Source organism: Serratia sp. 1D1416, from assembly GCF_003641105.1.
Lineage (GTDB): Bacteria > Pseudomonadota > Gammaproteobacteria > Enterobacterales > Enterobacteriaceae > Serratia > Serratia ficaria.
Genome location: NZ_CP032738.1, coordinates 2,697,486 through 2,718,730 on the forward strand (window position 1 = coordinate 2,697,486; position 21,245 = coordinate 2,718,730).

The window sequence follows — 21,245 nt, forward strand, 5'->3', positions numbered from 1 at the left end:
GCCCTCATAAGAGCGGAGATTGCTTCGAACCTTAAAACATCGCGGACAATGTCTTTACACATGCTCTTAATTTCTCCAGTGCGTTCAACCCTTCGATATTTGTTGCGTTCATAATTTCAAGACGATCGGAGGGGGTTAGGCAGCCATTCCAAATATCGTTTGCGATTTCAAGCTTTCCCGCCACGTATCCGAAGGAAGCGTTTTCTGTTTTAATTTTTTCCGCTGCGTTGATTATGTCGATCATTGTGCAACCCTCTGCTGTGTAATGGTGGGTGTTAGCGGGTGAAAACCGCCACCTGCTTGTCGGCGTCCAGCGTCACTTCCCAGCCCTGGATAGACTTCGTTTGGAAAAATGTCTTATTCAGAAGCGGGCTGTCATAGCCGATTACGAACATTTCTTTTACTTTCATCGTGTAACCCTCTGCTGTAGTGGTCTTATGCCTGCCGCCCGTACTGGCAGCGGCAGGGTAAATCCACTTTTCATTTTTAGGCTGGTTGCTGCGTTAATGGGTCGCCATGCCAAACTGCCCAGTGCGCTATGCGCCTCCTTTCCCCTGGTGCGTCGCTGTGGGAACGCGGCCTTTACTCCGCCGATGGCAGGTTGGCCGGTACTGCGGTTAGTGCTTCATTGGTTTGTTCTCCTCTGTTGATAAATCGTCACCCAGTCCTGTCCGCTGCATGCCTGCTGTGCCATTTTCTGAACCTACCCCCGTAAGGGCTGGGAATCCGCAGGGTGCTGAGTTGTGCAGATCTCTCTGCTCAGTGCTGGGTGACTAAACCTGATTGTTAAAGAGCGTCCGTAACGTTTGCGGCGGTGGTTTGCTGGTGGCGTTGCGGTGTTGATGGGGTTAATTTATCTCAAAGATAAAAAATGGTAAATAGCAAAATGATAAATAAATTACCGCGAAGAGGGATTTTTGGGTTAACTTTCTGATATTAAATGATAAATAAATTTATCATTGTTTTCTGCAGGCGAAAAAAAACCAGCTAAAAGCTGGAGTTTTTCTGGGGGGGAGATAGAGGGGGGCGCTTTAACCTAACCGTGAGTACTCCATGAGCCACTTGCCCACAATAAAACCTTCAATGCGAAACTGGTCCTCATTACTGCGATCTATTTCCCATTTTTCGTAGGATGCATTATCGCTGATAACAACCAGCTTATCTTTCACCATCTGCAACCTCTTGATATGAGATGCAGCACCATAAGTAAACGCATAAATCCCATCACTCTTGAAAGAGCGGACCGTGACATCGATCACCACCAGTTCACCTGGTGATATGGTCCCTTTCATACTGTCACCAGACGCGGTTGTAATTTTCAAAGACTCCGCTGGTCTGCCTCCAAACATCCTCTTTGCATATTCAGGATCAATCTCAATTGACTGAACTATATCAGGATAATCATTATTCATATGGCCGCCCCCACAACTATGCTCTGAATCCAATAGCTCTATCCTGTATGGATGATCAGTATAATTGTTTCCGACAGTATTTAAGCTGAAATTATTAGTCGGATAGGGTACCTGCTCTGGTTCTTTGTTGTGTGGTGCCTCTATACCATCATGTGGCACATCTAGCCATCCATGACGCAACGACAAACTCTTCTCAATTCTACGCGCAACTATATCGCCGACATTGCGTACCGGTGTTCTGCTTGTTAGTTGACTTAGCTGTGCTGGTGGCAAACCCGCCATCTCAGCAAATTCAGCCTTCGTTTTACCTGCTTGAACATAGCTGTCCATCAGGTCGCGCAAGTTATTGCGGCGTATGTCTTTAGTTTCCATACCTAGATGTTCCCACCTATTAGCAAAATGATAAATATGCACAATGATAAATTTGACTTGCATTAAATTTATCTCAAAGATAAACTCACTTTATCTTTAACCAAGAAGGTAAATTTGATGAGCAACGATTTACTCCGCTGGAGGCAGTCAGCTTCAAAGGACGACTGGAAACGTCTTGCTCAGCTCTCTCGAACCACTACCGGGTATTTGGACCAGATCGCTTATAGCAATCGCCGCGCCTCTCCCGATATGGCTGAGAGAATTGAGATGGCTACCCGTAAATTTTCAGACATCAATCCTGTTTCGAAAGAAGTTTTGGTGTTTGCGGTTCTGAAAGAGAAAGCCGCTTAACACCTGATGCAACGAAGTATGGCCTAAAGGTCAGCACAACGTAACCACAGCCCGAGGAATACAACTGTGTCACAGCAAAAAACGCCGGATTGGCAGGCAGAGAAACAGCCCGATTGGGTGGTCAGTGTCGCCCGCAAAATTATCACTGGTCTGCCCGGCGGCTACGCTGAGGCAGCGCAATGGCTGGGGGTTACTGAAGACGCGTTGTTCAACCGTCTCCGCCCGAACAGCAACCAAATTTTCCCGATCGGCTGGCTCATGGTTCTGCAGCAGGCTGGTGGAAATACCCATTTTGCCGATGCTGTATCCCGCCAGTCGCACAGCGTGAATGTGCCACTCCCGAAAGTGGAAGACATCGACCGCGACGACATCAACAGCAAGCTGATGGAAGCCATCGAATACATCGGCAAGCATTCCGAGCTGGTCCGCAAATTTACCGAAGACGGCGAAATTGATGCTGTCGAGCGCCAAGAGCTGGACGAAAACACGCACCGCCTGATGGCGACGTTCCAGGAACATATCCTGCTGCTGTACAGCGTGTTCTGTCCAGCTGACGTAGTGCCTATCCCCACGAAAGCAAAGTGGTGCGCCCCGTAATGGCGTAGGGCCAGTTGTATTTAAAAACCGGAGGGTAAGCGCATGCAGCCTGCAGCATTTGTTCGAACCGCCATGCCTGCGGTGTTTTGCCGTGAGGATGCGACCTGGATTCAAGACCAGTTAGGGATGTTACCGCATGCGCAGCGCGGAAAGATTGCGCTCGCATACGAGGAGGCTTACCGGGCCGCGTATGACGCCGAGGAGGTTTCTTACCGGCAGGAGAACGCGGGCCGCAAGGCAGCGAATACACGGCTCCGGCTGTACGTGGAACGGTACTCACGGGCAGGCCAGGGCATGACAACAGCGCCACCGCTGGTGGGCCAGAACTGGAGAGCGGCATGAAAATTTTGGCCGGTGTTTTTTTAAACGGGGGAGAGGGGAAGGGTAAGAGGGGGGAAAGGGGGGTGATCGGGATGGGGTGTGGGGGAAGGAACAGGCTTTACCAGAGGGAAGATCTTTAAGGGATCGAGTAGTTAAAAAACGCCAAACGGACATTTAGACGTCTAGACGATTAAACGAGGAATTTAACGATGATGCTTACCATCCAGCCACGCGAAAAACAGATTGTTGCACTGAATATGCTGCGCTCGGCATGGAAGCAACACAGCTCGTTCATGATGTACGCGCCGGTCGGGTTCGGCAAAACGGCTATTGCTGCGCTTATCGCCAGCGGGTACATCAGCCGCAACATGCGCATAATGTTTGTGGCCCCGTATACCGTCCTGCTTGACCAAACAGCTAACCGCTTCATTGAGTACGGCTTACCAGCAGAAGAAATTGGCTATATCTGGCGTGACCACCCGGCCTATGACCCGAACCGCCTTATTCAAATTGCCTCTGCCGATACGCTTATCCGTCGTGATTTCCCGGAAAACATCGATCTGCTGATCATTGATGAAGCCCACCTGAAGCGCAAAAAGATTCTGGAGATTATCGACCACCTGACGGCCAACACCAGCGTGAAAGTTATCGGCCTGTCGGGTACTCCGTTCTCTGCCTGGATCGGGACGTATTACCAGAAGCTGATCAAGCCGACCACGATGAAAGAGCTGATCGCAATTGGCGCACTCAGCAAATACGAATTTTACGCCCCGTCTCACCCTGATCTGAGCGACGTGAAAACGTCTGTTCAAGCTGATTATGGAAGCGACTACAACGAAAAGCAGGCCGCTGAGGTAATGAGTGATCCGAAGCTGGTGGCGGATATCGTTCAGAACTGGCTGGAAAACGGGGAAGACAGGCCAACAATTTGTTTCTGCGTAAACGTGGCTCATGCCAATTTCGTAACGATAGCTTTTAGTCAGGCTGGTGTGACCGTTGAAGTTATGACGGCATCAACACCACATGAGGAACGTCAGTTAATAATCCTCCGTTATGAGCAAGGCATCACGAAGGTCATTGTCAACGTTGGGGTGCTGGTGGCTGGGTTTGATAGTGATGTGCGCTGCCTCATTATTGGCCGGCCGATGAAATCTAAAATCCGCTGGGTTCAGGTTTTGGGTCGTGGTCTGCGTACTGCGCCAGGTAAAGATCACTGCCTCATCTTCGATCATACCGGCACAGTGCATAAGCTCGGCTACCCCGACGATATTGAATATGACTACTTGCCTGCCAGCTCTGACGGCATGGAAGACGCACCGACGCGGGTGGTTAAAACCGAAAAGCCAGAAAGCCTGCCGAAAGAATGCACCCAGTGCCATTACGTGAAACCGGCTGGCGTCTATATCTGCCCGAAATGCGGCTTTAAGCCGATCGGCGGCGAAGATATCGAGACGGACCGAACTCGCGGCCTGAAGAAAGTTAAGAAAGCCAAGGAGGTTGTCACCAAAGAGGTGAAACAAGCCTGGTGGAGTCAAATCCTCTATTACCAGCGCCTGCGCAGCGCCCAGGGCAAACCTGTAAGCGACGGCTGGTGCTCGCACGTCTACCGCAAAAAATTCGACGTATGGCCCAACGGGCTGCACAGAACGCCAATGGCTATCACGCCGGTGGTGAGCAACTTCATCAAATCAACACAGATTGCCTACGCAAAATCTAAGCAGGGGAAAGCCGCATGAATACCAGACAGGCAGCTATTGGCCATTGGCCGAAAATATTCGAATTTTACGGCCTACCCCCAGTAACCGGAAAAAGACATTTCAAAGGGGAATGCCCGTTGTGTGGGCGCAAGGGAAAATTCCGCTGCGACGACAAGAACGGCACCGGCTCGTACATCTGCGCCTGTAGCGCGGGTGACGGCTGGGCGCTACTAACCCAAGCCACCGGGAAAGATTTCAAAACCGTTGCGACAGAGGTAGATAAGCTGGTAGGGCGCACGTATTCGCCTGAAGAGAGCTATCAGGCTGGTGGCCCTTCATCTGGCATAGCCTCGCAACGCCAGCGCGTGAGCTGCAAGTTTGCATCGCTGACCAGCCTGAAAGGCACCGGCGCAGACCGTTACCTGAAGCTTCGCGGCATCACCAGTCTGCCAATGGATAGCGTGCGTTACTGTGACCGGCAGCGCGCCGCAGGGGGCGAATACCAATCCATCTATGCGCTGGCAACAGATGATAAGGGTGAGCTGTGCTACCTGCACCGCACCCTGCTGGACGGCGACAAGAAAGCCACCGTTGCCGGCGCGCCGAAAAAGATGATGAAGCTGCAGGAGGACAGTTACCTGGAACACGCCAGCTCTGTCGCTATTCGCCTATTCCCGGCTTCATCAACACAAGGCATTGCTGAAGGAATAGAGACGGCCCTTTCCTGCCATCAAGTTTATGGCGTGAACACGTGGGCAACACTTAATACCACCTTCATGAAAAAATTCCGCGTATCACGTGGAGTCCAGTCTCTGATCATCTTTGCCGACGCCGATAAGAACGCCTCCGGTCACGCTGCGGCATTCGAGTGCGCCCGCGCCAATCTACTGGCAAAGAATGATCTCCAACAAGTCTCGGTCCGCTGGCCGAAATCCGGCGACTTTAACGATCTGCTGCTCAACGGCTCAGAGGTCTACGAGTGGATATTCCACCGCGAGGAAAACAATGAAAAAGCCAACTAAGCCCAAGCAGTACAAGCCGAAGGTGTGCGCTCAGTGTGGGGTGACATTCACGCCGACGAAGCACCTGCAAAAAGTATGTGGTCCGCTCTGCGCCATTCACTACCAGCGTGACGCACGTAAGCGGCTGGAGGAAAGGGAACGCAAGGACAAACTGAAGATTCGCAAGTTGGCCGTTAAGCCGCTGCGCTATTTCATCAACCAGGCCCAGACCGAATTCAATGGGTATATACGTGAGCGTGACGCCGACCAGCCATGTATCAGCTGTGGCCGCTATCACGAAGGTCAATATCACGCTGGGCATTACCGCACAGTGGGAAGTCATCCAGAGCTGCGTTTTGATGAAGACAACTGCCACAAGCAGTGCTCGGTCTGTAACAACTTCATGTCCGCGAACCTGAGCGAGTACCGTCCTAACCTGATAGCCAAGATAGGCCAAGCACGTTTTGACCGGTTAATGGGGCCACCGCCGAAAGTCGGCAAGCTGGGCCGTAGTGACTATGAGCGCATCCGCGACACGTATAAAGCCAAACGCAAAGCATTGAAGCAGGAGAAAGCAGCATGATGACCCCAAAACAGAAACGAGCAATCAAACACAACGCCTGGACGACTGTTGCCGGTGTTCCTCGTAAGAAGTACTTAGGTAAGTTCCAGCGACTGACCCGCCTACAAACATTGTGGATCAGCTCCATGCTGAACGCCTGGGGCGATATGTACGGCGGTAACACAGATGGGAAGTTGAAGTGCAGCGGCGGCAGCGGAGTTTGGGGGCAAATCATGCCTGAGCAGTGGGACGATGAAAGTGCGGCCCGTATCGTGAAGGTGATGGCTGATCTGCGTGAGTTGGGCTATCGCGGTGAAGAACAGTTGAAGAAGGCAACTACCATCCTCTGGCCTCAACGCTCTCTGGAATCAATGCTGGTGGTCGCTGATGCTGGGGAAGAATGCGACTTCATGGAGAAAGCTGTTCTGGCGTCGATGAAGCATGACAACCCGGTCTACATCATCGGCAAGCTGTTCTACACGGGCCGGAACAATACAGTATCGGTGCTGGGGCGCTATATGCAAAATCATTATGCTCCGTGGCTGACGCGTGACCAGGTGGATGATCGGGTGCGCTGGTGCATCGAAATATTCAATTCTGCGGTGTTCGTCGCCGTTCGTGCGGCTATCTGCATCGAAAATGAAGAAAATTGCAAAAATAGCTTGAAAATAGCCAAGGAAACTGCATAATACAGGTATGCTTTCGCGAAGCTGTACCATCAAGCGATGCAACAAAATGACCCGCCACTGAGCGGGTTTTGCAATTTTAGAGGGTTACTGGTTTTCGATATGTTGTGTCAGAATTTAACAATAACAACTACATACTGTTATGCGGGCGAGTAATGGTAATTTTTCAGTGTCTTCTGTTTTAATTTACAGTATGTCTTGACTATTAAGTGTCTGCTATATTCAGTTGCGATGCCAACGGACGGTAATTTTAGCTCACGTTGAACTTGGCAGTTTGAATAGTTTGAAGAGCAAAGAATATGACAGACAAAAAAGAAGAAAAAGTTAATCAGGCTAATAATGAGTACCCTAACTATTTCCCTGAAAATGTTCCACCCAAAGAAGCAAAGGACGCAGAAGGTGAGTTCTTTCGTATTGTAAAGAGTAACCCACCGCAGCAGGGGTGCTTCTTAAGTATGTATAAAGAGAAACCTAATAGACTGAAAAAATTCAGCGGGTTAAAACTTAAATGTTGCTATGGCGTTTCTGTTTATACTGAAGAAAGTGCAGTTGTAAATGCGTTTGATAAGTTTCCTGAAGGGACCGGGCAGAGATATGTCGCAAAAGGAACGGTATGTGCTGAAAATGGGAAAATGATGAAAACCTTTTCCGACCCGTTCCATCATACTTTGTGGTTGAAATTGAATTCTCAGATACATGAGGTTTTTTCATGTACTCGAGGGCTGAATAAATGAGTAACTTATTCTTGTCCGACACGCGATTTGGCTCTTTGTATTTTAAGAATATATATGAGTTTTTCGAAGAGCCTAGGTTTTTTTCAGTCTCCAATGAAGTTGGGGGGCTTTTTGCTGTCTATTGGATAGGTGATGATGATGACTATGATAAATGGTTTGTAATCCCAATATCCAAAGACAGGCTGGAGCATCTGGAACGCAAGAGAATAGACATTCACGCAGTGCTTTCTTATCAAGAACAGCGTTCTTATTACCAAGTGAATATTCCATATGATGATTCACAAGAGCCGGAGTTTCTAGCTAAAGAGTCTCAAAGCATTGCGACAACGATAAAACTTCCAAAGCCTGGACTCTTCATCAGTGGGGTGACGCCAGTCCTTGATACTGGCAAGCTGGGCGCAGAAGTGCAGTTTTCGACCCATGAGATTCATATCGAAAGGAGTGCCAAAAGCAGCCAAGTGCCTTTAATGCTTAATGGAGTTTCTAAAGTTTTCGAGAAATTCAATGACTTATATAATTCGATATTAGAAGCTGTGGGCGAAAAAGATGCGATGACTCCTATATCTGGAAGGCCGGGGTCATTCGCTCTCTCATTTCAGGCTGAAAAACTTGAGCATTTCGAACCACTTTTGAAAGGTCTTAATGACCTCATTCTGTACAAAAGGGATATCATTCCCTACATCAAAAACAATAATATAGATGTGCAGATGATTGAAGCGCTGTTTCAAAGTGTAATCGAAACAAGTACAACAATGGAGTTGAAAAGTAATAGTACCGGGGAGTTGATATTCTCTCTCAGTAAGCCAAATGCATTAATATACATCAATGGATTGGCTAAGCTTGCAAGTGAGTTCGTCGGCGGTTATCAAGTGCCACAAGCCAATATTATTGAGCAAGTATTTAAAATTGTAGAGCTAAAATATAAAGATGAACATTTGAATTTGGAGTCAACTGGACTGGATGAACGCCATGTTTTCTATTACATTCATGCCGCGAAAATACTTGGTTTCTTGAATGCGAATGGCTCCATTGCCGCTTTAGGACAACAGCTCGCAGAGTCTTCTGGAGAGTCAAAACTTAAAATAGCGGCAAGAAGTTTTGAAGCGAGCCACTGCGGCTGGGCTTGGATTATGTGGAGCAATGCGAAAAACCTCAAAGGGGTTAAAGCTGAAACAGCAGAAGAATTCCTAATGGAAAAATGCTTATCCCTTAGTACCAAGACTATTAAACGGCGGGCATCGACCTTGCGGCAGTGGTGTGATGCTTTTCAACCGGTTTACCAAGAATTTTAAATTTTTTCTCGATCACAAGGCTACCCTATGGTGGCCTTTTTTATGAAAAATTAAAGCGAAGCCTCATCCAAAATTAACCCGGAGCCCCAACTGAGGGGTTGTGTCGGTTCTGGTGGATGGGGCTTCGCCTTAATGTTTGTGAAGTGGGCGGCGGAAAGGGTGAGGTGACACCCCGTCCGCCAGGTGCTCATGTCAATGGTCACAAGCGAACCTTTGCCCGTGCTGCTAACAGCAGGACGAGCCTACCAAACAAGGGCGCTTATGATCTCCAGCACAAGTCTTGTCAACGCTGACACACTCGAATACATCAAAACCCTGCCTGATGACTGCATTGACCTGATAGCGACTGACCCGCCATATTTCCGGGTTAAGTCCTGCGATTGGGATAACCAATGGAAGAGCGAGGCAGACTATTTAGCCTGGCTGGATTCGTTGCTGGTGGAATTCTGGCGGGTGCTCAAGCCTAACGGTAGCCTGTACATGTTCTGCGGTAGTCGGCTGGCATCAGATACTGAGCTGCTTGTTCGTCATCGTTTCGACGTGTTGAGCCATATTGTCTGGGCTAAACCTTCCGGGCCATGGCGGCGACAAAACAAGGAAGGGCTGAGGGCTTTTTTCCCGTCTACCGAGCGGATCATTTTTGCCGGTCATTATGCCGGGCCACTACAGCCCAAAGTTGACGGCTATGCGGTGAAATGCGGCGAACTGAAGCAAAACGTTTTAAAGCCCCTCATCGACTATTTCGAGTCTGCGCGGCAAGCCCTCGGCGTGTCGGCGAAGGAAATCAACGCGGCAACAAAAACGCAGATGTGCAGCCACTGGTTCTCTGAAAGTCAATGGCAGCTGCCAAGCGAAACGCAGTACCGCGCGCTGCAGGGGTTATTTGACCGCCTGGCGAAAGAGAAACATCAGGCTGGTGGATTGAGTCGACCCCATCATGAGCTGGTGAAGGAATACAGAACGCTGAACCGCGAATACCTGGAGTTGTGCCAGGAATACAAATCGCTCCGCCGCACGTTCACAGTAACAACCGCTGTTCCTTATACGGACGTTTGGCATTACCCACCGGTGACGTTCTATCCCGGCAAGCATCCATGTGAAAAGCCCGCCGAAATGATGGAGCACATCATCAGCGCCAGCAGCCGCCCTGGCGATGTGGTGGCCGATTTCTTCATGGGTTCCGGCTCCACGATAAAGGCGGCTATCAAACTGGGCCGTATTGGGCTGGGTGTAGAGCTGGAGCCTGAACGGTTCGAACAAACACAAAGGGAAATACTCCCGAACAACTAAGTTGCCCTGGCGTTTGCCGGGGTTTTTTGTTTCTACCACCCGACGATCGGGCACAGCCCCGGCAGGGGGAGGATATGAGAATGCCAAGCAATCCGCACAACTGGACGGAACTGAGTGAAATGTTTGCGAGCTGGTGGCGCGGAGATGTGCCGATTGGCGGCGTCATTATGGCTGTAGTTATGGCAGTTCTTCGGATGGCGTACTCCGGCAGTAGCTGGAAAGAAACCATATTCGAAGGGCTGATGTGTGGCGCATTGGCCCTGACGACCTACTCCGCTCTGGATTATTTCGACGTGCCGAAAGCCCTAACAGTTGGCATCGGCGGCTTCATTGGCTTCATTGGTGTGAAAAAGCTCAGTGCTTTCCTTTCCGGGTATGTCAGCAATCGCTTTGGCGGCGGTAACGATTCAAAACCACAGGCATAAAAAATGACACAAATCGAATTTCAACGGGCGGCAGGTATCAGCGCCGGATTAGCTGCGCGCTGGTATCCGCACATAATCGCAACGTTTGCAGAGTTCGGCATCAACAAGCCGGTTGAGCAGGCAATGTTTATCGCCCAGGTAGGGCATGAGTCGAACGGCTTCACGGCGAAGGTGGAATCGTTCAACTACAGCGTAGATGGCCTGATGCGCACCTTTGGCCCCTTCTCGAAGGCTAAGCGCCTGAGCCATTACCAATGCACCATGCTGGGCCGCACCATTCAGCAGTCGGCAAAACAAGAGGCTATAGCCAATCTGGTCTACGGTGGCCGAATGGGTAACACCCAGCCTGGTGATGGTTGGAAATACCGGGGCCGCGGTCCGATGCAAACCACTGGCCTGAAGAACTACATGGCCTGCGGTCCTGCGTTGAAGCTTGACCTGGTTGGTCACCCCGAACTGCTCGAGGATGACCTGAACGGCATGCGTTCTGCTGGCTGGTATTGGAAGTCGAACGACTGCGGGCGAAACCCTGATGATGTCGAGTGGGTAACTCATCGCATCAATGGCGGTTTAAATGGCCTGTCCGACCGTCTGGCCCGTTTCGATACCGCCAGAAAGGTGCTGCTATGAGCTGGTTCCCGTTGCCATACGGTAAAGCCGTGCTGGTGGCAGTAGCCCTCGCGTTGTTCGCCTGGCTGGCCGTCAGCAACTGGGGCTACCGCAAAGAGCTGCAGCTGACCCAGCAACAGCTTTCAACATCGCAGTTGGAGAACCGCAAGCAGGCAGGGCTGATCACCACCCTGCAGGCCCAAGACGCTCAGAATCGCACGCTGGTGGCTGCACAACAGCAGCATGAGCAGCAGCTACGACAGCAACACGACATCTTGCAGAGGAAATACCGTGAAGCGATTAAAAACGATCCCTGCGCTGCTCAGCCTATGCCTGGTGCTGTTATTGAGCTCCTGCAGCAAAACACCGCCACCGGCGCCAGAACAGGTGATAAGCCTACCCCCTGAGTCCGTGTTCTTGCCATGCGAGCAGCCAGAGCTGCAAGTCAATACTTGGGGCGACGCGTTGAGTTATACGCTGGCACTTCAGACCGCACTGGAAATTTGCTCTGGTCGAATTGCCACGTTGAACTTTTGGCGCGCCGGATTACCCAATAATCCAACTTCACGTGAGTAGGGCCTCATAGAGGAAAAGTCAACCGTGGTAGAAGAAACGGTGTGACAGCCAGAGAGACGGTAACTAAAATCACCTTGTCAAAATCGTGAGGTGAAAATGGAAGCTAATTTAATTTCTTATGAGTCGATGCTTGCCGCCAGGGAGTCTGCTCGGTGGGCATATTGGTCCATGATTGGTACATGGCTCGCTGGTATTGCAACATTTGCTGCAGTAGTGACATCCCTGTACATAGCTAAAATGAGACCGAAGCCGAGAATTAAATGCGATATAACTCTTTCAGCAATGAGGACGTCAGGTTGGAAGAAAGGTATAGGTATTCACATAGCTAATATTGGAATTATGCCTATAAATATAAGTTCAATTGTTTGGCATTTTGATGGCGATACTACCTTTATGCACGATTTTGAGCCGGAAGGGAGCAACTTGCCCAAGAAGCTAGAACATGGCGAATCAGCACTTTTCTTTATACAAAATGATGAAAAAATAAACTGGGGCAAGGATGTTAAGAAATTTATCCTAGAAAATAATGGGAAGATAGATAGGATTCGCATTTCTGTAAATTTAGGAACTACTGATAACTTCTTCATAAAACCTCATAAATCTATCATTCAAATGATCAAAGACTCTTAGCCTCCCAAGGCGGTTTTATTGCCCATCACATAGCATCTATCATACTTCCGTGAGCGGGAGGCTCATTACCGAGAGGTGAGAAAAAGGCTACCTACCGGTTCCGCCCAAATGGCAGAGGCCAACGGCAAGAAGTAACAGAACATCGATAATGGCCCGCTTCGGCGGGTTTTTTTATGCCCGTCATAACTGGAGGCGTTTAATGATTGAAACGAAGGAAATTACCCAAGCCCAGAGTATCCGCCTTAATCTCTTGAGTCTGGTAGGTTACGACACCGCAGCAGCGGCGAAAGCCATTGAGTTTGTGGCAGATGATCCGGTCAAAGCCGAGCTATTTCAGATGCAATACAACCGCTTCAATCTGGAATACGCAGATGTTATTTCGCGTACAGCAAAGGCAGTTCAAGAAAGCAAAGAGGCCCTGATGCTTTTCGAAACATCAGCAGGGTAAGCATTGCAGCAGCCATTCCTCCGAGTGGCTGATTCAATATCAATGTAATTGATAATCATTATCAAAAGGTACTCCCGAGTGGGGACCCCAGCCACGGGGCGGCGACCTCGCGGAAAACGGCTAGTTTTTGAATTTTCATGCTGTCAGCAGCAGGTGAAATAACTAATTGATATATAGCAATAAAAACATATTTCAGGTGACAAAATCAAAATAACACTGTCATCTGACCAGCTTGCAACCCTTTGAGTTAACGAAATAAATCGTGACTTCACCTGACAACGTGAGGTGTCAATGTCCAATATCAGCAATCTGGGGGACGCCTACAACTGGAGCGTAGCGAAGATTGCTGAGGCTTTTGGGCTGAACCGCGGCACGGTGAGAAAGCGGCTGCTTGAGGCTAATACGCCGATCGCCGGCACGGTGAAAGGCAACCCCGTTTATGCCCTGAAAAACGTGGGGCCAGTGTTGTTTGGCGCGGCCGAGCCCGCCGATCTTGAAGATATTCAGAACCCGAACAAAATGGGGCCGAAAGACCGCAAGGACTGGTATCAGTCGGAGAATGAGCGGATCAAGCTTGAGGAGTCGCTTAAACAACTGCTCCCTGCATCGGAAGCGCACCGGGAAATGGCACTACTGGTTAAGGCTATTTCACAGGTGCTGGATACCTGGCCGGATAAGCTGGAGCGTGACCGAGGCTGGCGCCCGGATCAGATAGCTGAAGCCCAGGCCGCCATAGATGAAATGCGGGAAATGTTGGCTGCGGAAGTCGTGACAGTGGAGGTGGGAGACGATGATAGCTAACTGTTACGCATCGGCCAGCGCCCTGCGTCGTGAAGTGGCCACATTACTAAAACCGCCGCGGCGCATGCCGGTGGCGCAGGCTGTTGCCAAATATATGCGGGTGCCAATGGGCGCCGGGAGTTCACTGCCATGGGATGCGACGCTCACCCCGTATATTATTGAGCCGATGAACTGCCTGGCATCGCGCGAGTATGATGCGGTGGTCTTTGTCGGCCCGGCGCGAACAGGGAAAACGGTAGGTCTTATTGACGGCTGGATCGTCTATACCATCGTCTGCGATCCGGCTGATTTTCTGCTGATTCAGATGACCGAAGAGAAGGCCCGCGAGCACTCGAAAAAGCGCCTCGACAGGACGTTTCGTGTTAGCAAGGAAGTCGCACAGCGACTTAGCCCCCGAACCAACGACAACAACGTCCACGATAAAACCTTCCGTGCAGGCAACTATCTGAAGATCGGGTGGCCATCGGTCAACATCATGTCATCTTCAGATTATCGATTTGTAGCCCTGACGGACTATGACCGTTGGCCGGATGATATTGATGGTGAGGGGGATGGCTTCTCACTGGCATCGAAGCGAACCACCACGTTTATGTCATCAGGCATGACTCTGGTGGAAAGCTCCCCTGGCCGAGAGATCACCGATGGGAAGTGGCGACAGAGCTCATTACATGAGGCACCGCCGACAACGGGTATCTTGTCGCTGTATAACCGTGGCGATCGCCGACGTTGGTATTGGCCATGCCCACACTGTGGCGAGTTTTTCCAGCCAGTTAAATCGAACATGACGGGGTTCCGTGAGCATGCTGATCCGGTCATGGCCAGCGAGGCGGCCTATTTGGAATGCCCTCACTGCGCCGGGCGGATCACCGCAAACCAAAAGCGTGAACTGAACGGCCTCGGCGTGTGGCTGAAAGATGGGGAGAAAATCAGGGCAAACCGTGAACGTTATGGTGAGCCACGGCGATCACGCATTGCTTCGTTCTGGATGGAAGGGCCGGCGGCGGCGTACCAAACCTGGGCACAGCTGGTTTACAAGCTGCTGACGGCTGAGCAGGACTTTGAAGCCAATGGCAGCGAGGAAACGCTGAAAGCTATCATCAACACCGACTGGGGCTTGCCTTATCTGCCGCAGTCGGCAACCGAACAGCGAAAATCGGATGCACTGATGGCGCGGGCGGAGGCTGTCACGAAGCGCGCGGTTCCCGAAGGGGTTCGCTTCCTGGTGGCTACGGTGGATGTTCAGGGCGGGAAAAATCGTCGGTTTGTCGTGCAGGTCATGGGATACGGTGCCCATGGCGAGCGCTGGCTGGTGGATCGCTACAACATCAGGCAGTCGATGCGGTTCGATAAGAACGGAGAAAGCCTGCCGGTTGATCCGGCCGCTTATCTTGAAGACTGGGATTTATTGCGCACGGATGTGCTGGATAAATGCTGGCCACTGGATAAAGACCCCAACGTAAAAATGCCTGTACTGGCCATGGCCGTTGACTCCGGCGGTGAGGACGGTGTAACGGGCAATGCGTACGAATTCTGGCGCAAGTGCCGCCGGGATGGGGTGCAGAAGCGCGTTTATCTCTTCAAGGGTGACAGCCAAACCCGCAGCAAGTTGATCAGTAAAACATTCCCCGATAATACAGAACGTTCAAACCGGCGCGCGCAAGCGCGCGGGGATGTGCCGCTTTACCTTCTGCAAACCAACGCGTTGAAAGATCGGATTAATAACGCGCTGCTTCGTGGTACGCCGGGGGCTAACTATGTGCATTTCCCCGACTGGATCGGCGAATGGTTTTATGACGAACTGACGTATGAAGAGCGCGGTCCAGATGGGAAGTGGAAAAAGCCGGGCCGCGGCGCCAACGAAGCATTCGACTTGATGGTCTATGCCCAGGCGCTGGTGATCTTGCGAGGTTACGAGAAGATTAAATGGGAGAAGCCGCCACCATGGGCAGAACCATTTGAATATTCAGCCTCCCCGTTACCTGCAACAAAACCAGTATCCCGCCAAAAAACAGTACATGAAACCGAACAAAAAGACTCCGTCGGCGCTGAAGGAAAAACTTCGGCGTGGGCGCCCATTAATTCTTCAGGAGGGTGGCTATGAATCAGGCCGATATCGAAAACATGATCCAGAGCTACGTGGCTGCGGAAAAGGCGGTTCTGGAGGGGAAGTCGATCACGTTTAACGGCCAATCGATGACGATGGAAAGCCTATCAGAAATCCGCAAAGGGCGGGCGCACTGGGAGCGAAGGCTAAGTGATCTGATCGCATCGCGTCGTGGGCGGCCGATGTACAAAGTGGCGAGGTTACCATGAGTTTTATCGACGATGTGATCGGCATTCTCTCACCGGCATGGAAAGCCGGTCGGCTGCAAGCCCGCTATAAGATTGCTGCCTATGAGGCGGTAATGCCGACGCGAACCCATAAGGCGCGCAAGGAAAACCGCAACGCCAATCAGTTGACGCAGTTTGGTGGGCGCTCCTTGCGTGAACAGGCCCGATGGCTGGATAACAACCACGATCTGGTGATCGGCTTGCTGGACAAGATGGAGGAAAGGATTGTCGGTGCGCGCGGCATCATCGTTGAGCCCCAGCCACTCCTGCTAACGGGGGCGGTAGCGGATGATCTGGCCAAGGAAATTCGAGCCGCATGGGCGGAGTGGTCCGTGGCGCCCGAAGTCACCGGGCAATATACCCGCCCGGTAATGGAGCGGTTGTTGGCACGCACCTGGCTGCGGGACGGCGAAGTGTTTTGTCAGATGGTTCAGGGAAAAGTCGCGGGCTTGACCCCGCAGGCCGGCGTGCCATTTTGGCTTGAAGCTCTGGAGCCTGATTTTGTGCCTTTGGACAGTAATGACAGTGGGAAAGGGCTCTGTCAGGGGATTTTCCTGAATGCCTGGGGCCGACCAACCAAGTACCAGGTCCATAAATCTCTGACCACCTCAGGGATAGCATTAGGCGATACCAAGGAGATCAGCGCCGAAAACATGCTGCACCTGAAATTTGTGCGTCGCCTGCATCAGATCAGGGGTAACAGTTTACTGTCCGGGATCCTTGTTCGCCTCAGTGCGCTGAAGGATTACGAAGATGCTGAACTGACCGCGGCACGTATTGCCGCCGCGCTTGGCATGTACGTGAAAAAAGGCGATGGCCAGTCGTACGATGGGGATAACACACCTGATGATGAGCGAGAAATGGATATCGTCCCTGGCATGCTCTTTGATGGGCTTCAGCCGGGTGAAGAAATCGGCATGATCAAGTCGGATCGCCCTAATCCCAACCTTGAAAACTTCCGTAATGGGCAACTGCGGGCCGTATCTGCCGGCAGCCGCGGCAGCTACTCCAGCATCGCGCGGGATTATAACGGTACTTACTCCTCCCAACGGCAAGAGCTGGTGGAGTCATTCGAAGGTTACAACATCCTGCAGGACTCGTTTGTGGCCGCGATATCTCGGCCGAATTACCGAAACTGGCTGCAGATGGCGATCACCTCCGGCGCGATAAAAACGCCGGCTGATCTCGACATGAAATCACTGTTTAACGCCGTGTACAGCGGCCCGGTGATGCCATGGATTGACCCGCTGAAAGAGGCCAATGGCTGGAAAGTGCAGGTGCGCGGTGGTGCAGCAACAGAAAGCGACTGGATCCGTTCTCGCGGTGCAAATCCGTCTGAAGTTAAGCGCCGGCGCAAGGCAGAAATAGACGAAAACGACAAGCTGGGGCTGGTGTTTGATACCGATCCCGCCAACGACAAAGGAGGCACCAGTGCCGAAGCAACGAAACAGGGCGAGTCATCGTCCGAAAGCGAACGCCGGAAGAAATAACTCCTGGTTTCGCATGCAGGCCAAGGCCAACAGCTCCGCCGATATCTACATCTATGACGAGATCGGCTACTGGGGGATCACGGCCAAGCAGTTTGTTAAAGATTTGCAGGCACTGGGCGACATTACCCAAATTAACCTGCATATCAACTCCCCGGGTGGCGATGTTTTTGACGGCATCGCCATTTTTAATGCCCTGAAAAATCATGGCGCCGCGATCACTGTACATATTGACGGCCTGGCGGCTTCCATGGCGTCGGTGATCGCGATGGTAGGCAATCCGGTCATCATGCCGGAAAACACAATGATGATGATCCATAAGCCCTGGGGCTTCGCCGGCGGCGATGCCAACGACATGCGGGATTACGCCGACTTGCTGGATAAAGTCGAGAACGTGCTGATCCCGGCCTATGTCGCCAAAACAGGAAAGTCGGCGGATGAAGTCGCCGCCATGCTTGACGATGAAACCTGGATGGATGGCAAAGAATGCCTCGCTTTAGGTTTCGCTGATCAGGTCACTCCCTCTCTGCAGGCCATGGCCTGTATTCATTCCAAACGCATTGAGGATTTTGAAAAAATGCCAAATTCTATCCGTAACCTGATCACCCCGCCGCGTAACAGCACGAATCCGGCTCCGCAGCCTGCGTCACAACCAGCACCGTCCGCACCTGAAAATAGCGTGGATGCTGCCGCAATCCGTGCGCAGGTGGTGGCAGAACAAAAGGCCCGTGTGACCGATATCAATAACCTGTTTGCCATGTTTGGCGGCAAGCATCAGGAGCTGCAGGCGAGCTGCATCGCTGATATTGATTGCACCGTCTCCGCGGCAAAAGACAAATTGCTGGAAATGCTGGGTAAAGGGACTACCCCGTCAGACAAAACCACGATCGGCGCACAAGCGCATATCAGTAACGGGAACATTGTTGGTGATGGTGTCCGCCAGATGTTGATGGCCCGCGCCGGCTATGAAGATCGTGACAACAGCAATGCCTATAACGGTATGACGTTGCGCGAGTTGGCGCGTATGTCGCTGACCGAGCGCGGGATCAGCGTTTCGACGTTAAACCCGGTTCAAATGGTCGGTTTGGCGCTGACACACAGCACCTCCGATTTTGGCAACATTCTGCTGGATGTGGCGAATAAGTCGATTCTGCAGGGGTGGGAAGAAGCTGCCGAAACGTTTGAACAGTGGACCAAAAAAGGCCAACTTTCAGACTTTAAAACCGCGACCCGCGTCGGTCTGGGTGGGTTCCCGTCGCTGCGGCAGGTACGTGAGGGGGCCGAGTACAAGTACGTTACCACCGGCGATCGCGGTGAAAAAATTGCACTGGCCACCTATGGGGAAATTTTCTCTATCACCCGCCAGGCTATTATCAACGACGATCTCAACCAATTGACGGATGTGCCGATGAAGATGGGCCGCGCGGCAAAAGCGACGATCGGCGATCTGGTTTACGCCGTATTGGTGGATAACAAAGTCATGTCGGACGGTAAAAAGCTGTTTAGCGCTGACCACAAAAACATGACCACCGGCGCCATTGATGTCGGTAACCTGGATAAAGCCCGTCAGCTGATGCGTACGCAGAAAGAATCGACCACCGGCCGCTCGTTGAACATTCGCCCGGCCTTCCTGCTGGTACCAACCGCTCTGGAAACGATTGCCAGTCAGACAATCAAGTCGGCCAGCGTGAAAGGGGCTGATATCAATGCCGGCATTATCAACCCAATTCAAAACTTTGCTTCGGTGATTGGTGAAGCGCGTCTTGACGACGCTGATCCAGCCGCTTGGTATCTGGCATCAGCCAAGGGCAGCGACACTATCGAGGTCGCATATCTCAACGGCGTTGACGTGCCATATATCGATCAGCAAGAGGGTTTCAATACTGACGGTATCGCGACCAAGGTTCGCATTGATGCGGGTGTTGCCCCGATTGATCATCGCGGCCTGACGTACTCGTCCGGCAAATAAGCCAGCAGCGCAAACATTACGGCCCTGACGGGCTTTTTTTATACCTGAAATTCGGCCCCTCCGGGGGCCGTATGGAGAGTTTCAAATGGCTAAGAACTTCGTGCAAAACGGCAACACCATCGCTATCACGGCTACGGCGGATATCACCAGTGGCGACCCAGTCATTGTGGGGGACCTGGTCGCTGTGGCGATCACGGATATCGCCAGCGGCCGCATCGGTGATGGGTTTGTCTCAGGGGTATTTCAACTGCCTAAATTGGCGGCTGATGTAATCCCGGTCGGCAAAAAGGTGTTTATCAAGGATGGCGTGGTGCAGTTGGTCGCGACTGACGCTGTGGCCGCCGGCTATGCCTGGGAAGCCGCGGCGAAAGACGTCACTGTGATTGCGGTAAAAATCAATGGCTAACCCGTTTGGCAGGATGGCCGCGCGGATGGACAGCGTCACGCAATCCCGGCTCGGTAAGCCTGTCACGCTGGGTGGCGCTGACCACATTGCGGTTGAAGCACATTTTATTCCCGAACTGCAGGCGATGAGCGGGGACGGTATCTCGTTGGTGGTCTTCACTTCGGGATATCGACCTGTCAGGAACGATGCAGTGATTTTCGATGGGAAAAACTACATTGTGACGCGCTATCAGGTCTTCAACGGTAAGCCACACATCTGGATTGAATAAGGGGATCAGCATGAAAGGCATTGAACAGGCCATTCGTAATTTGAATACCCTGAGCAAGTCCATGGTGCCGCGGGCGACGGCGCAGTCGCTGAACCGCGTAGCGGGGCGGGCGATCAGCCGCAGCACCAAGGTGGTGGCCGACGATGTTCGGGTGCAGCAGAAATTGATCAGGCAGCGTGCCCGGTTGCGCCGGGCCAGTGCCGAACAAAACCCGCCGCGGGCGACGCTCTCGATCAACCGCGGTAATTTGCCTGCGATCAAGCTGGGGGCGGCACGGATGCAATTATCCCGCCGCGTTGGATTTGTGGGTAAGCAGGGCAGCGTGCTGAAGATCGGCCGTTATACCTTCCGCAATGCATTTATTCAGCAGTTGGCCAACGGACGTTGGCATGTAATGAGGCGTGTCGGCCGGTCACGTTATCCGATCGAGGTCGTCAAAATCCCGTTGGTGACACCACTGACCAAAGCCTACCAGGAGGAAACGCGGCGTTTGCTGGAAACCGATATGGGCAAGGAAATGGGCTATGCCCTGAAAAACCAGCTGCGGCTTTATCTTGTGAGGAAAATTGGATGATTAAGCATGCTGAGATCCGCAACGCGATATTGGACCGTTGCCGGGCAACAATCACGGGTGATGTAACCTATTTCGACGGCCGTCCGGCGTTCGTCGATGAGAACGATTTACCGGCTGTGGCGGTATTTCTTGATGATGCACGTTATACGGGCGCATCGCTGGATGAGGACAGTTGGCGCGCCATATTGCATGTTGTGGTGTACCTCAAAGCCAGCCAGCCTGATGCAGCGCTGGATCAGTGGGTAGAAGAGAAAATCTATCCTGTCCTGAATGATATTCCTGATATGGCTAGCCTGGCAGAAACCATGGTTCCCGTGGGTTACAACTACCAACGGGATGATGACATGGCCACCTGGGGCGCCGCCGATCTTTCCTACCAACTGACCTATACCATGTAAGGAGCCTG

27 protein-coding genes are annotated in these 21,245 nt (G+C 51.8%); 24 read left to right on the forward strand and 3 right to left on the reverse strand.

Annotation, left to right across the window (positions count from 1 at the left end; translation table 11 throughout):
- Nucleotides 1-31: 31 nt before the first annotated feature.
- The 3 genes from D7I37_RS12845 to D7I37_RS12850 form a co-directional block, all read right to left on the reverse strand.
- Nucleotides 32-244 (reverse strand): hypothetical protein, encoded by a 213-nt coding sequence (locus tag D7I37_RS12845; protein WP_129543767.1) that lies wholly within the window; start codon nt 242-244, stop codon nt 32-34.
- 31 nt (nt 245-275) lie between these two features.
- Complete coding sequence (locus D7I37_RS27565) at nt 276-410, reverse strand: hypothetical protein (RefSeq protein WP_256369330.1); 135 nt, start codon at nt 408-410, stop codon at nt 276-278.
- Nucleotides 411-1,031: 621 nt separating this feature from the next.
- Entirely contained in the window at nt 1,032-1,784 is a 753-nt protein-coding gene (locus D7I37_RS12850) for a S24 family peptidase (RefSeq protein ID WP_129543768.1), read from the reverse strand.
- Between the two features lie 117 nt (nt 1,785-1,901).
- On the opposite strand from D7I37_RS12850, the gene D7I37_RS12855 reads away from it, so the two are divergent.
- The 24 genes from D7I37_RS12855 (at nt 1,902) to gpU (ending at nt 21,237) form a co-directional block, all read left to right on the forward strand.
- Nucleotides 1,902-2,135, forward strand: coding sequence for a transcriptional regulator (locus D7I37_RS12855; RefSeq protein WP_129543769.1), 234 nt, complete (start codon nt 1,902-1,904; stop codon nt 2,133-2,135).
- Between the two features lie 66 nt (nt 2,136-2,201).
- On the forward strand, nt 2,202-2,732 hold the full coding sequence (locus D7I37_RS12860; RefSeq protein ID WP_129543770.1) for a YmfL family putative regulatory protein: 531 nt from the start codon (nt 2,202-2,204) through the stop codon (nt 2,730-2,732).
- 42 nt (nt 2,733-2,774) lie between these two features.
- Nucleotides 2,775-3,074: a hypothetical protein gene (locus tag D7I37_RS12865; protein WP_129543771.1), complete on the forward strand. Its 300-nt coding sequence runs from the start codon at nt 2,775-2,777 to the stop codon at nt 3,072-3,074.
- Between the two features lie 191 nt (nt 3,075-3,265).
- Nucleotides 3,266-4,789 (forward strand): DEAD/DEAH box helicase, encoded by a 1,524-nt coding sequence (locus D7I37_RS12870; protein ID WP_129544765.1) that lies wholly within the window; start codon nt 3,266-3,268, stop codon nt 4,787-4,789.
- The gene (locus tag D7I37_RS12875) at nt 4,786-5,772 is read left to right on the forward strand and encodes a toprim domain-containing protein (RefSeq protein WP_129543772.1); all 987 of its coding nucleotides are present in this window, start codon (nt 4,786-4,788) and stop codon (nt 5,770-5,772) included. The genes D7I37_RS12870 and D7I37_RS12875 overlap by 4 nt, the downstream gene beginning before the upstream one ends.
- The gene (locus D7I37_RS12880; RefSeq protein ID WP_129543773.1) at nt 5,756-6,334 is read left to right on the forward strand and encodes a recombination protein NinG; all 579 of its coding nucleotides are present in this window, start codon (nt 5,756-5,758) and stop codon (nt 6,332-6,334) included. Before D7I37_RS12875 ends, D7I37_RS12880 begins: the two co-directional genes overlap by 17 nt.
- Nucleotides 6,331-7,002, forward strand: a complete 672-nt coding sequence (locus D7I37_RS12885) for a hypothetical protein (protein WP_129543774.1) — start codon at nt 6,331-6,333, stop codon at nt 7,000-7,002. The genes D7I37_RS12880 and D7I37_RS12885 overlap by 4 nt, the downstream gene beginning before the upstream one ends.
- A 296-nt stretch (nt 7,003-7,298) precedes the next feature.
- On the forward strand, nt 7,299-7,733 hold the full coding sequence (locus D7I37_RS12890; RefSeq protein ID WP_129543775.1) for a hypothetical protein: 435 nt from the start codon (nt 7,299-7,301) through the stop codon (nt 7,731-7,733).
- The gene (locus tag D7I37_RS12895) at nt 7,730-9,025 is read left to right on the forward strand and encodes a DUF6575 domain-containing protein (protein WP_129543776.1); all 1,296 of its coding nucleotides are present in this window, start codon (nt 7,730-7,732) and stop codon (nt 9,023-9,025) included. The genes D7I37_RS12890 and D7I37_RS12895 overlap by 4 nt, the downstream gene beginning before the upstream one ends.
- A gap of 261 nt (nt 9,026-9,286) precedes the next feature.
- The gene (locus D7I37_RS12900) at nt 9,287-10,315 is read left to right on the forward strand and encodes a site-specific DNA-methyltransferase (protein WP_129544766.1); all 1,029 of its coding nucleotides are present in this window, start codon (nt 9,287-9,289) and stop codon (nt 10,313-10,315) included.
- A gap of 74 nt (nt 10,316-10,389) precedes the next feature.
- On the forward strand, nt 10,390-10,740 hold the full coding sequence (locus tag D7I37_RS12905; protein ID WP_129543777.1) for a phage holin, lambda family: 351 nt from the start codon (nt 10,390-10,392) through the stop codon (nt 10,738-10,740).
- Between the two features lie 3 nt (nt 10,741-10,743).
- Nucleotides 10,744-11,370: a glycoside hydrolase family 19 protein gene (locus D7I37_RS12910; protein WP_129543778.1), complete on the forward strand. Its 627-nt coding sequence runs from the start codon at nt 10,744-10,746 to the stop codon at nt 11,368-11,370.
- Nucleotides 11,367-11,756 (forward strand): DUF2570 family protein, encoded by a 390-nt coding sequence (locus D7I37_RS12915; protein ID WP_129543779.1) that lies wholly within the window; start codon nt 11,367-11,369, stop codon nt 11,754-11,756. Before D7I37_RS12910 ends, D7I37_RS12915 begins: the two co-directional genes overlap by 4 nt.
- Before the next feature lie 265 nt (nt 11,757-12,021).
- A complete protein-coding gene (locus D7I37_RS12925) occupies nt 12,022-12,555 on the forward strand; it encodes a hypothetical protein (protein WP_129543781.1) in 534 nt (177 codons plus the stop codon).
- Nucleotides 12,556-12,754: 199 nt separating this feature from the next.
- Entirely contained in the window at nt 12,755-13,003 is a 249-nt protein-coding gene (locus tag D7I37_RS12935) for a DUF2560 family protein (RefSeq protein ID WP_129543782.1), read from the forward strand.
- 291 nt (nt 13,004-13,294) lie between these two features.
- Entirely contained in the window at nt 13,295-13,804 is a 510-nt protein-coding gene (locus D7I37_RS12940) for a DUF1441 family protein (protein ID WP_129543783.1), read from the forward strand.
- The gene (locus D7I37_RS12945) at nt 13,794-15,905 is read left to right on the forward strand and encodes a phage terminase large subunit family protein (protein ID WP_129543784.1); all 2,112 of its coding nucleotides are present in this window, start codon (nt 13,794-13,796) and stop codon (nt 15,903-15,905) included. The genes D7I37_RS12940 and D7I37_RS12945 overlap by 11 nt, the downstream gene beginning before the upstream one ends.
- A complete protein-coding gene (locus D7I37_RS12950; RefSeq protein WP_129543785.1) occupies nt 15,902-16,117 on the forward strand; it encodes a hypothetical protein in 216 nt (71 codons plus the stop codon). Before D7I37_RS12945 ends, D7I37_RS12950 begins: the two co-directional genes overlap by 4 nt.
- On the forward strand, nt 16,114-17,625 hold the full coding sequence (locus tag D7I37_RS12955; protein WP_129543786.1) for a phage portal protein: 1,512 nt from the start codon (nt 16,114-16,116) through the stop codon (nt 17,623-17,625). The genes D7I37_RS12950 and D7I37_RS12955 overlap by 4 nt, the downstream gene beginning before the upstream one ends.
- On the forward strand, nt 17,567-19,591 hold the full coding sequence (locus tag D7I37_RS12960; RefSeq protein WP_129543787.1) for a ClpP-like prohead protease/major capsid protein fusion protein: 2,025 nt from the start codon (nt 17,567-17,569) through the stop codon (nt 19,589-19,591). The genes D7I37_RS12955 and D7I37_RS12960 overlap by 59 nt, the downstream gene beginning before the upstream one ends.
- A gap of 85 nt (nt 19,592-19,676) precedes the next feature.
- Complete coding sequence (locus D7I37_RS12965; RefSeq protein WP_129543788.1) at nt 19,677-19,997, forward strand: DUF2190 family protein; 321 nt, start codon at nt 19,677-19,679, stop codon at nt 19,995-19,997.
- Nucleotides 19,990-20,265, forward strand: coding sequence for an ATP-binding protein (locus D7I37_RS12970; RefSeq protein ID WP_129543789.1), 276 nt, complete (start codon nt 19,990-19,992; stop codon nt 20,263-20,265). Before D7I37_RS12965 ends, D7I37_RS12970 begins: the two co-directional genes overlap by 8 nt.
- Nucleotides 20,266-20,275: 10 nt before the next feature.
- Complete coding sequence (locus D7I37_RS12975; RefSeq protein WP_129543790.1) at nt 20,276-20,839, forward strand: phage tail protein; 564 nt, start codon at nt 20,276-20,278, stop codon at nt 20,837-20,839.
- A complete protein-coding gene (gene gpU, locus D7I37_RS12980; protein ID WP_129543791.1) occupies nt 20,836-21,237 on the forward strand; it encodes a phage tail terminator protein in 402 nt (133 codons plus the stop codon). Before D7I37_RS12975 ends, gpU begins: the two co-directional genes overlap by 4 nt.
- Nucleotides 21,238-21,245 lie beyond the last annotated feature (8 nt).